Here is a 10,666-nt window from a genome sequence, read left to right as displayed (position 1 = left end):
ACGCGAAGGCGCGGCGTGCACGCTTGGCGCGACCGATCTCGATGTCGCTCACCGGCCTAGCTTAGGCGGCGCGACGATCCCGCGGCGCGGGTCAGCCCGCGTAGTTGGGCGCCTCGACGACGATCTGCACGTCGTGGGGGTGGCTCTCCTTGAGCCCGGCCGCGGTGATGCGGACGAACTTGCCCCGTTCCTTCAACTCCGAGATCGTGCGCGCGCCGACGTAGAACATCGACTGCCGCAGGCCCCCGACGAGCTGGTAGGCGACGGCCGACACCGGGCCGCGGTAGGCGACCTGGCCCTCGATCCCCTCGGGGATGAGCTTGTCGTCCGACGGGATGTCCGCCTGGAAGTAGCGGTCCTTCGAGTACGAGGTCTTCTTGCCGCGGGTCTGCATCGCGCCGAGCGAGCCCATGCCGCGGTACATCTTGAACTGCTTGCCGCCCTGGAACACGATCTCGCCCGGCGACTCGTCGGTCCCGGCGAGGAGCGAGCCCAGCATGACGGTGTCGGCGCCCGCCACGAGCGCCTTGGCGATGTCGCCGGAGTACTGCAGGCCGCCGTCTGCGATGACCGGGATGCCGGCGGGTCCGGCCGCCTGATACGCCTCCCAGACCGCGGTCACCTGGGGGACCCCGACACCCGCGACGATCCGCGTCGTGCAGATCGAGCCCGGTCCGACGCCGACTTTGACGGCATCCACTCCTGCGTCGATCAACTCCTGCGCGCCCTCGCGGGTCGCGACGTTGCCGCCGACGATGTCGATGTGGGCGAACGACGGGTCCGCCTTCAGGCGCCGCACCATGTCGATGACGCCCTGCGACTGGCCGTTCGCGGTGTCGACGACGATGACGTCCACCCCGGCATCCCGCAGCGCCTCGGCGCGCTCCCACGCGTCGCCGAAGAACCCGATCGCGGCGCCCACGCGCAGCCGCCCCTGGTCGTCCTTCGTCGCGAGCGGATACTTCTCGCTCTTGTCGAAGTCCTTGATCGTGATGAGGCCCGCGAGCTTGCCGTCGTCGTCGATGAGCGGCAGCTTCTCGACGCGGTGCTGCGCGAACAGGGCGATGACCTCGTTCGCCCCGATGCCGACGCGGCCCGTGACCAGGCCGTCCGAAGTCATGACGTCGCGCACGTGAGTGGTCTGCCGCTCGAAGCCCGAGACGAACCGCATGTCGCGGTTGGTGATGATGCCGACCAGGCGCCCGTCGTCGTCGATGACGGGGAGGCCCGAGATGCGGTACCGCCCGCACAGCGCGTCGACCTCTTCGATCGTCGCGTCGGGGGTCGTCGTGATGGGGTCGGTGATCATGCCCGACTCGCTGCGCTTGACCTGGTCGACCATGGCGGCCTGTTCGGCGATCGCAAGATTGCGATGCAGGATGCCGAGGCCGCCCTCCCGTGCCATCGCGATCGCCATCCGCGTCTCGCTGACGGTGTCCATCGCCGCTGACAGCAGCGGGGTCGCGACCGTGATCCGGCGGGTGAGCCGCGACGACGTGTCCGCTTCGGAGGGGATCACATCGGTGTGCCCCGGCAGCAGCAGCACGTCGTCATAGGTCAGTCCGACGAGACCGAACGGGTCGTTGTGCTCCACGTGTTCTCCTGCCTGGCCCGCCTGCTCGTCCTGCCGCGCGCGCGTATGACGATTCTAAGCGGCGGGCACGCGCAGATATTCCGGATGCCGACGAGCCGCACCGCACGACGAACGACGCGCCTGTGAAACATCTGCGACACAATAAGCGCATAATGTCCTGGCCAATGACGTCCAACCCCGAAGGATGGCCGCAGTGACGATCACCGCTCCCACGGGTGTCCATCGCACTCGAACCTGGGCGGGCGCGATCGCGCTCGCTTTCGTCGTTCTGCTGACGCTGTTCATCCCGACGACGGCGCACGCGGCGTCGCCGACCTGCACGCCGGACGACACGACGGGCTGCGTGCAGGGCACCATCCGCACAAGCGCAGGCGAGCCGGCCGTCGACGTCGAGATCACCATCACCTCCCCGAGCGGCGAGGAACAGTCGATCCAGACCGATGAGACCGGCCGATGGGTTTTCGCCGTGACCGAGTCGGGCAGCTATGAGCTCGCCCTCAACGCGGAGACGCTGCCCGACGGCGAGTTCCTGGTGGGCGAGACGAGCCGAACCGTCAACGCCGGTCCGCACAACAACGTGTCGCAGGCGTTCCGCCTGAGCGACACCGAAGGCGGTGCGACGGACTCGGGATCCTCGTTCTCATGGTCGCGGTTCTGGCAGCAGTTCGCCTCCGGCATCCGGCTCGGTCTCATGATCGCGCTGGCGTCCATCGGCCTGTCGCTCGTGTTCGGGACCACGGGGCTGTCGAACTTCGCGCAGGGCGAGCAGGTGACGCTCGGCGGCCTGCTGGCCTTCACCTTCGCGAATGTGCTGGGGTTGAACCTGTGGCTCGCCGGCCTCATCGCGGTGCTCCTGTGCGCTGCGACGGGGTGGCTGCAGGACGCCATCATCTGGAAGCCGCTGCGTCGACGACGGCTGAGTCTCACCCAGATGATGATCGTCTCGATCGGTCTGTCGGTCGCGATGTCCTACTTCTACCAGATGATCTACGGCGCCAGCACGGTCCGCGTCGACACGAGCTCACCCGACAGTGTCATCATCCTCGGCATCCGGCTCACCGTGCAGTCGTACGTGGCGATGGGCATTGCGATCGTCGTCCTCGTCGCGGTCGGTCTCGCGCTGCTGTTCACGCGGGTCGGGCGCGCGACGCGCGCGATCTCGGACAACAGCGCCCTGGCCTCCGCGTCCGGCATCGACGTCGACCGTGTCATCCGGCTCGTGTGGACGGTCTCGGCGGGACTCGCCGGCCTCGCCGGTGTCCTCCTGGCCCTCGTCCTCAACGGCATCAGCTGGTTCACCGGCGGACAGCTGCTGCTGCTGATCTTCGCCGCGGTCACGCTCGGTGGCCTCGGCACGGCATTCGGGGCGCTCGCCGGATCGATGATCATCGGTCTTGTCGTGGAGCTGACGAACCTCTGGCTCCCCGGCGACTTCAAGTACGCCACCGCGCTCCTCGCGCTGATCCTGATCCTGCTGGTGCGGCCACAGGGCATCTTCGGCAGACGCGAACGAGTGGGATAGGGGGAACCTCATGGACTTCTGGGTTCAGCTGCTCAAGCTCCTCACCGAGACGGCGATCTCGCCGACGACGGCGGCCTTCGCCCTCGCGGCGATCGGTTTGAACGTCCACTTCGGGTTCACCGGGCTCGTCAACATGGGCCAAGCGGGCTTCATGCTGATCGGCGCGTACGGCTTCGCGATCACCGCGATGAACGGCGGCGGGTTCTGGGTATCGCTGCTCGTCTCGCTGATCGCCTGCACGCTGTTCGCGCTCGTCCTCGGCATCCCGACGCTGCGACTGCGTGGCGACTACCTTGCGATCGTGACGATCAGCGCGGCCGAGATCGTGCGCATGGTCGGGCGCTCGAGCCTGCTCACGAACTTCAGCGGCGGTGCCAACGGCATCCCGGGCGGGCAGTACCGCGGCGCGTTCAGCGACCTGTCGTTCCTGCCGCCCGGCAAGACGACGATCCTCTGGTTCAGCTACGAGAACACCGGCGTCAACGACTGGTGGACGCGCCTCGTGGCGTGGTCGCTCGTCGCGCTCGGCTGCCTGTTCGTCTGGCTTGCGATCCGCAGTCCCTGGGGACGCGTCCTCAAGGGCATCCGCGAGGACGAGGATGCCGTGCGCAGCCTCGGCAAGTCGGCGTTCTCGTACAAGATGCAGGCGCTCGTGATCGGTGGCATCTTCGGCGGGCTCGGCGGAATCTTCATGACGATGCCGGCCTCGGTGCAGCCCGACGGTCTCGGTCGTCCGACGACGTTCTGGGTGTGGACGATCCTCCTGCTGGGCGGTGCCGCGACGGTGTTCGGGCCAGTGCTCGGATCGGTGATCTTCCTCGTCGCGCGCCTGTTCATCGTCCAGGTGACAGGTCAGTTCGTGCCGAATTGGATCCTCAACACTCAGCAGACCGAGCAGTTCGCGTGGGTGCTCGTCGGGGTCGCGCTGATGCTGATCGTGATCTTCCGGCCACAGGGCATACTCGGCAACAAGAAGGAGTTGTCCTTCAATGTCTGACACGAAGAGCGCCTCCCCGCTCGCGCACCAGAGCGGCTACCTCTACGACCGCGCCGAGCTGCGCGCGGTGATCGACAAGGTCGACCGGGCTCCGGGATCGGCCAAGCCCGACCCGATCCTCGTCGTCGACAACATCGTGCGCAGCTTCGGCGGACTCACCGCCGTGCACGTCGACCACCTCGAGGTGCAGCGGGGCGCGATCACGGCGCTCATCGGGCCGAACGGCGCCGGCAAGACCACGTTCTTCAACCTCATCACGGGCTTCGACAAGCCGTCTTCTGCGCCCAGCCTGTTCACACGCGGGCGCGACGACGTCGCCCGCTGGGTGTTCGACGGGAACGAGATGGGCTCGACCGCGGCATCGAAGGTCGCGCGGGCGGGCATGGTGCGCACCTTCCAGCTGACGAAGTCGCTCACGCGCCTGACGGTGCTCGAGAACATGATGATCGGCGCGAACGCGCAACCCGGCGAGAACCTGTTCGTCGGCCTGGTGAAGCCGCTGTGGGCCGCGCGTGAGAAGGAGATCACCGAGAAGGCGATGGGCCTGCTCCAGCGCTTCAAGCTGTACGAGAAACGCAACGACCTCGCCGGTGAGCTCTCGGGCGGTCAGCGCAAACTCCTCGAGATGGCGCGCGCACTCATGAGCGACCCGAAGATGATCATGCTCGACGAGCCGATGGCCGGGGTCAACCCCGCCCTCACGCAGTCGCTGCTCGATCACATCATCGCGCTGCGCGACGACGGCACGACCGTGCTGTTCGTCGAGCACGACATGCACATGGTGCGCCACATCTCGGACTGGGTCGTCGTCATGGCGCAGGGAAGCGTCATCGCCGAGGGACTGCCGCAGACCGTGATGAGCGATCAGTCCGTCGTCGACGCGTACCTCGGCGCCCACCACGACACCGACCTCGGTGATGACGCCGTCTTGAGCACCGGCTTCATCAAGACGATCGAGGCCGAAGCTGAGGCCGAAGCCGAAGCGGAAGCTGCGAAGGGAGAAGACGATGACAGGTGAGGTGGCACCGGTTGAGCCGCTCGTCAACGCCGACAACCTCGTCGCCGGATACCTGCCGGGGGTCAACATCCTCAACGGATGCACGCTCGTGGCGTACCCCGGCGAGCTGATCGGCATCATCGGGCCGAACGGGGCGGGCAAGTCGACTCTGCTCAAGGCGCTCTTCGGGCTCGTTCAGATCCGTTCCGGTTCTGTCACGCTCGGTGGGGAGGACATCACCAATCAGCGCGCGGACAAGCTCGTGCGCACCGGCGTGGGATTCGTTCCGCAGACGAACAACGTCTTCCCGAGCCTCTCCATCGAAGAGAACCTTCAGATGGGCATGTACCTGCGCCCGAAGGACTTCGAATCACGGCTGGAACAGATCTGGGAGCTCTTTCCCGTGCTCGCCGATCGGCGCAAGCAGCGGGCCGGATCGCTCTCCGGCGGTGAGCGCCAGTCGGTCGCGATGGCGCGGGCACTCATGATGGACCCCAAGGTGCTGCTGCTCGATGAGCCGAGCGCGGGGCTCTCGCCGGTCCGACAGGACGAGACGTTCATCCGCACACGCGAGATCAACAAGACCGGCGTGACGATCATCATGGTCGAGCAGAACGCCCGCCGCTGCCTGCAGATCTGTGATCGGGGCTACGTGCTCGACCAGGGACGGAACGCTTACGAGGGCAAAGGTCGCGAACTCGCGAAGGACCCGAAGGTCATCGAGCTCTACCTCGGCACGCTCGCCGAAGACGAGGGCGCTGCCTGAGTTCTCGCAGATACGGACCGGGAGCCGGGAGCCTTATGGCTCCCGGCTCCCGGCGTTTGCTCGCGGGTCAGTCATGAGGAACCCCGCCGGAACGTGAACATGAAGGAGGGGGCGGATGCCGTGGCATCCGCCCCCTCCTTCATGTTGTCGCTTACTCTTCCGAGAGGGTCACGTCCATCGCGACGGAGCTGAACCACACCGGAACGTTGCTCGCGTCGAACTTGTAGACGCTGATCTGAGCGGACGACGGGTCATTCTGCTCGTTGAACGGTCCGATGGCCGACTTCGCCTTGTAGGCGATGTCGCTGCCGCCGTCGAGCAGAGCCTTGCACGAGGCGTAGTCGTCGCAGGACTCGCCCCCGTCCGTGCCGGACACCGCGGCCAGGTTCGCCTGGATCGTCGCCGCGTCGGTGCCGCCGCCCTTCTGAGCCGCGAGGGCGGCCAGGGTGATGGCGTCGTACGACTCCAGCGAGTACGAGAAGTCGGTCAGGTCGGCGCCCGCCGTCGACTTGTAGTAGTCGTTCAAACGACCGCGGAAGGCCTCGTCGGGGTAGTAGCCGGGAATCGTGCCCTGTGCGCCCTCGAGTGTGCCCGGGTCGAAGGTGTCGGCGTAGCTCGCGGTGTTGCCGTCCGAGAAGTAGACCTTCGTCATGTCCCAGCCCTGCGCCTGCAGTTCGGGGATGATCTTCTTCGTCTCGTCGAACGCCAGCACGACGATCGCGTCGGGAGCCGAGTCGATCGCGGCGGTCACCTCGGACGAGAACGTCTCCTGTCCGGGGGGGAACTCCGTGCCGTCGCCGGAGGCGCCGTACGTGATCTCGCCGCCGCCGTCGACGATGGTCTTCTCCACCTGGTCGCGCAGGCCGGTGCCATACGGGTCGTTGAAGACGAGGAACGCAACATTCGTGTTGCCGTCGCTCAGGATGAGGTTTCCGAGCGCAGGGCCCTGCACGCGGTCCGGCGGCGCGGTACGGAAGAAGTAGCTCGAGTACCCCGACAGAGAATCCGCTGTGTTCGCCGGCGAGATCTGCACGCGGCAGGCCTCCATCACGGTGTCGACGAAGTTCAGGGTCACACCGGACGACTCAGCACCGATCACGACCTGCGCGGTCGACGAGACGATCTCGTTGGCGGACGCCGTCGAGACGGACATGTCGGCGGCGCCACCGGAGTCGGTGACGGGGTCGACGACGACGGGCTGGTCGAGCACGCCGCCTGCGGCGTTGATGTCTTCGACCGCGAGGCCGGCGCCCGCCTCCGCCGGCGGGTTCAGGTAGGCGAGGTTGCCGGTCTGCGGCAGGATCGTCGCAATCTGAAGAGGCCCGGTGCCTGGGTCGCCGGGCGCGCAGTTCGCCGCCGGGTCGACCTTCTCTTCAGCGGTCGGAGACGCGGACTCCGACGCCGTCGGAGTGCTGCTGCTCGAACAACCGGAAAGAACGAAGGCTCCTGCTCCGACGATCGCGAGGCCGGCCAGAATCGACCGGGTTCGCGCGCTCGACGCAGCGCCACGTGTGAAGACGCTCATGTTGCTCCTTGGTATTGATGAACACGGGGCGACCTCGGGTCCCTCCCCAGTGTGTCCAAGCTCATCACCGGGGCGCTTCGGGATTGTTGCGTCTCGTTAACGCCGTGATACCAAACGGTCACGGTGCGATAACGGTCGCCGTGAATACACCCGAAGCCGCGACGCATGTACAGATCCCACGGTGGACGGGCTCGAGACACACAGCCGCGCGCTCCTCCGTGAGGATGTCGACCGGGTGCGTGTCAGCGCCGCGCATCGAGCGTGGCGTATGGGGACGCGAGCAGGGGTCGGTCGGCCGTCACGAGCGTCAGCGAATCGACGCGAGCCTGGGCGACCAGCATCCCATCGAAGGGATCGCCGTGCGGCAGCTCGATCTCGTTCAGCATGGAGAGATGACGGCGACGGATAGGCAACTCATTGAGGCTCAGCTCGTCGACGCCCTCGGCGAGTTCCCCCGGCGCGTGCGGCAGCTCGCCCTTCGCGTGCTTGAGCGCCAGTTCCCACAGGCTCGCAACGGACAGCGAAACGGCATCCGCTCGATCGATCGCATCGACAGCCCTCGCCCCCAGCCGCTCCGGCGCAAACAGCATCCACAGGAACACGTGCGAGTCAATCAGCAGTCTCATCGCGCCCCAGAGCCGCGTCGAAGTCGGAGGCGATGTCCGCATCGGATTCGATGAGCCCGTCGGAGCCGTAGTCGAAGCCCGGAACGCGACGGTCCTTCCAGACGCCAAGCCGAACCGGTCGCCGGGGCGGCACGGGAACCAGCATGACCTCGGCACGCCCGTACGCGCCGATGTAGACGACCTCGCCGTCCCGCGCCCGCTTCACCAAGCGGCTGAACTGCGACTTCGCCTCGTAGATCGACACCACATCGCTCATGCGCTCAGGGTATCAGGTCTGGTCAAGGACTGGTCAACGTGCGGTCAATCGGCACGGACGCGGGGTCAGACGAGCCCGGGCGGGGCGGCGCTGCGGCGCACGTGGCGCACCGAGTCGGCGCTCAGCACGACGAGTGCGATCCAGACCAGACCGAACCCGATCCACCTCTCCAGCGGCATCGGCTCGTGCAGGATCCACGCCCCGGTGACGAACTGCAGGATCGGGGCGACGAACTGCAGCAGACCCATCACCGTCAGCCGCGCGCGGCGCGCGCCGGCGGCGAACAGCAGCAGCGGCACGGCGGTGATGACTCCGGCCAACGGCACGAGCGCCGTGTGCCAGGGACCCTGCGTTCCCCACACGAGCCCCGTGGTGGTGGCGACGACGACCAGCTGCACGAGGGCGATCGGCGTCAGCCACAGCGATTCCAGCGTGAGCCCGCTGATCGCGTCCACTTGCGGGCCGATCTGCTTCTTCACGAGGCCGTACGTGCCGAAGCTCGCGGCGAGCGTGAGCGCGATCCACGGGAACGAGCCGTACGCGATGACGATGACGGCCACCGCGAGCCCCGCGATGCCGATCGCCACCCACTGCGCCGTGCGCAGCCGCTCGCCGAGCACGAGCACGCCCAGCAGCACCGTCACGATCGGGTTGATGAAGTAGCCGAGGCTCCCCTCGATGACGTGCCCGGTGAGGATGCCGAAGAGGAACACCTGCCAGTTCACGTAGATCAGCAGGCCCGCCACGATCGTCCAGAACACCAGACGGCGATCGCGCAGGATCGCGAAGAGCTTGCCCCACGTCCGGGTGATCGTGAGCAGGACGGCGCAGAACACGAGCGAGAACAGGATCCGCCAGACGACGATCTCCCAGGGCCCGACCGGCGCGAGCGTCAGGAAGTACAGGGGCATGAAGCCCCACAGGAAATACGCCGCGAACGCGTAGACGCCGCCGAGACGCTCCTCCGCCGCGGCCTTCGCGGTCGCCGCGGCCTCCTCGTGTGTCACGACACAAAGCCTATGACGGTCATGACGCACCGCGGGGCGCGGCGGCCCCGGCATCCTGCCATCCCTCGTCGCCGAACCGCCACGTTTCGACCGAGCCGCCACGTTTCGACCGGGCGTTTCGTAGCGGCTCGGGCGGAAGATAGCGGCTCGGCGAGCAAGGGTGGCGGGCTGGCGAGCAAGGGTGGCGGGGTGGCCGGGGTGGGGCATGACGAAAGGCCCGGATGCCGAGGCATCCGGGCCCTTCGGGATCCGCGATCAGCGGACGACGACCGCCAGGACGTCGCGCGCCGACAGGACGAGGTACTCCTCGACGCCGAACTTGACCTCGGTGCCGCCGTACTTGCTGTACAGCACGCGGTCGCCCACGGCGACGTCGAGCGGCACGCGGTTGCCGTTGTCGTCGATGCGGCCGGGACCGACGGCCACGACCTCGCCCTCCTGGGGCTTCTCCTTCGCGGTGTCGGGGATGACCAGACCACTCGCGGTGGTCTGCTCAGCCTCGACCTGCGTGATGACGATGCGGTCCTCGAGCGGCTTGATGGAAACCGACACGGTTTACCTCTTTCTTGCGGGGCGTTGCGCCATGTACTACGGAAAGACTGGTTAGCACCCACAGGGGTGGAGTGCTAACTGCAAGTCTAGGGCGCCGTTGGCACTCGTGCAACGCGAGTGCCAATCTCGCGCGGCGGAGCCTACGCTGAGGGGGTGAATCACGCCGAGCTGGCCGCCCTCCTGACGCCCGGGGGCCTGCGCCTCGTGGACGAGCTGAGCCCGATCGACGCGTCCGCGGAGGTCGCGACGACCGTCTCTCGGCTGCGCGCCGCAGGGCTCTCCCCCGACCTCGTATCGGCCGCCGTCGGCCAGGCGCGGCTACGGACGCGCGCGCGGGCGAAGTTCGGCGAGTTCGCCGACCGGATGCTGTTCACACGCGCGGGACTGGAACAGGCCACCCGCCTTGCGGTCGCCGCGCGCCACGCGGGGCGGTTCCGCGAGGCCGGCTTCGATCGGGTCGCGGATCTCGGCTGCGGCATCGGCGGCGATGCCCTCGCTCTCGCCGGCATCGGCCTGGAAGTGCTCGCGGTGGATGCCGACGAGATCACCGCGGCCCTGGCCGCGTACAACCTGGCTCCTTTCGGAGCGGCGGTCACGGTGCGGCACGCCCGGGCGGAGGAGGTCTCGCTCGACGGGATCGACGCGGTCTGGCTCGATCCCGCCCGGCGCACCGCCGGCCACAGCGAGACGACGCGCGTCGGCGCGGGCGAGTGGTCGCCGCCGCTGGAGTGGGTGTTCGAGCTGGCGGCGCGGCGGCCGGCCGGCATCAAGCTCGGCCCGGCGTTCGACCGCGCGCTCATCCCCGACGGGGCAGGGGCCGGGCC

General features: G+C 67.7%; 10 protein-coding genes and 1 pseudogene. 5 read left to right on the top strand and 6 right to left on the bottom strand.

Features of this window, described 5'->3' with window-relative positions:
* Nucleotides 1–91 precede the first annotated feature (91 nt).
* On the bottom strand, nt 92–1,594 hold the full coding sequence (gene guaB / locus WBP48_RS04365) for an IMP dehydrogenase (RefSeq protein WP_424436624.1): 1,503 nt from the start codon (nt 1,592–1,594) through the stop codon (nt 92–94).
* A 193-nt stretch (nt 1,595–1,787) separates the two neighbouring features.
* Here guaB and WBP48_RS04360 point away from each other — a divergent pair, with 193 nt between their 5' ends.
* Genes WBP48_RS04360 through WBP48_RS04345 form a run of 4 tightly spaced genes read left to right on the top strand, consistent with a single transcriptional unit; the run spans nt 1,788 to nt 5,876 of the window.
* Nucleotides 1,788–3,116: a branched-chain amino acid ABC transporter permease gene (locus WBP48_RS04360; RefSeq protein ID WP_424436621.1), complete on the top strand. Its 1,329-nt coding sequence runs from the start codon at nt 1,788–1,790 to the stop codon at nt 3,114–3,116.
* Nucleotides 3,117–3,126: 10 nt separating this feature from the next.
* On the top strand, nt 3,127–4,113 hold the full coding sequence (locus WBP48_RS04355) for a branched-chain amino acid ABC transporter permease (RefSeq protein ID WP_424436618.1): 987 nt from the start codon (nt 3,127–3,129) through the stop codon (nt 4,111–4,113).
* The gene (locus tag WBP48_RS04350; protein WP_424436615.1) at nt 4,106–5,131 is read left to right on the top strand and encodes an ABC transporter ATP-binding protein; all 1,026 of its coding nucleotides are present in this window, start codon (nt 4,106–4,108) and stop codon (nt 5,129–5,131) included. The genes WBP48_RS04355 and WBP48_RS04350 overlap by 8 nt, the downstream gene beginning before the upstream one ends.
* Nucleotides 5,121–5,876, top strand: coding sequence for an ABC transporter ATP-binding protein (locus WBP48_RS04345; RefSeq protein WP_424436612.1), 756 nt, complete (start codon nt 5,121–5,123; stop codon nt 5,874–5,876). The genes WBP48_RS04350 and WBP48_RS04345 overlap by 11 nt, the downstream gene beginning before the upstream one ends.
* Before the next feature lie 151 nt (nt 5,877–6,027).
* On the opposite strand, the gene WBP48_RS04340 is transcribed toward WBP48_RS04345, so the two are convergent.
* The 5 genes from WBP48_RS04340 to groES all read right to left on the bottom strand — a co-directional run bounded on the left by WBP48_RS04340 (nt 6,028) and on the right by groES (nt 9,842).
* A complete protein-coding gene (locus WBP48_RS04340; protein ID WP_424436609.1) occupies nt 6,028–7,401 on the bottom strand; it encodes an ABC transporter substrate-binding protein in 1,374 nt (457 codons plus the stop codon).
* A 242-nt stretch (nt 7,402–7,643) separates the two neighbouring features.
* Complete coding sequence (locus tag WBP48_RS04335) at nt 7,644–8,027, bottom strand: type II toxin-antitoxin system VapC family toxin (RefSeq protein WP_424436606.1); 384 nt, start codon at nt 8,025–8,027, stop codon at nt 7,644–7,646.
* Complete coding sequence (locus WBP48_RS04330; RefSeq protein WP_424436603.1) at nt 8,011–8,283, bottom strand: hypothetical protein; 273 nt, start codon at nt 8,281–8,283, stop codon at nt 8,011–8,013. Before WBP48_RS04330 ends, WBP48_RS04335 begins: the two co-directional genes overlap by 17 nt.
* Before the next feature lie 65 nt (nt 8,284–8,348).
* Nucleotides 8,349–9,290: an EamA family transporter RarD gene (gene rarD / locus WBP48_RS04325; RefSeq protein ID WP_424436600.1), complete on the bottom strand. Its 942-nt coding sequence runs from the start codon at nt 9,288–9,290 to the stop codon at nt 8,349–8,351.
* 255 nt (nt 9,291–9,545) lie between these two features.
* On the bottom strand, nt 9,546–9,842 hold the full coding sequence (gene groES / locus WBP48_RS04320) for a co-chaperone GroES (RefSeq protein WP_424436597.1): 297 nt from the start codon (nt 9,840–9,842) through the stop codon (nt 9,546–9,548).
* A 153-nt stretch (nt 9,843–9,995) separates the two neighbouring features.
* Between groES and WBP48_RS04315 the strand changes: the two are divergent.
* Nucleotides 9,996–10,666, top strand: a pseudogene (locus WBP48_RS04315) (SAM-dependent methyltransferase); the annotation flags it as partial.

The sequence above is a fragment of the Microbacterium sp. genome (genome assembly GCF_049661145.1).
GTDB lineage: Bacteria > Actinomycetota > Actinomycetes > Actinomycetales > Microbacteriaceae > Microbacterium.
This window is presented reverse-complemented; position numbering and strand designations above follow the sequence as displayed.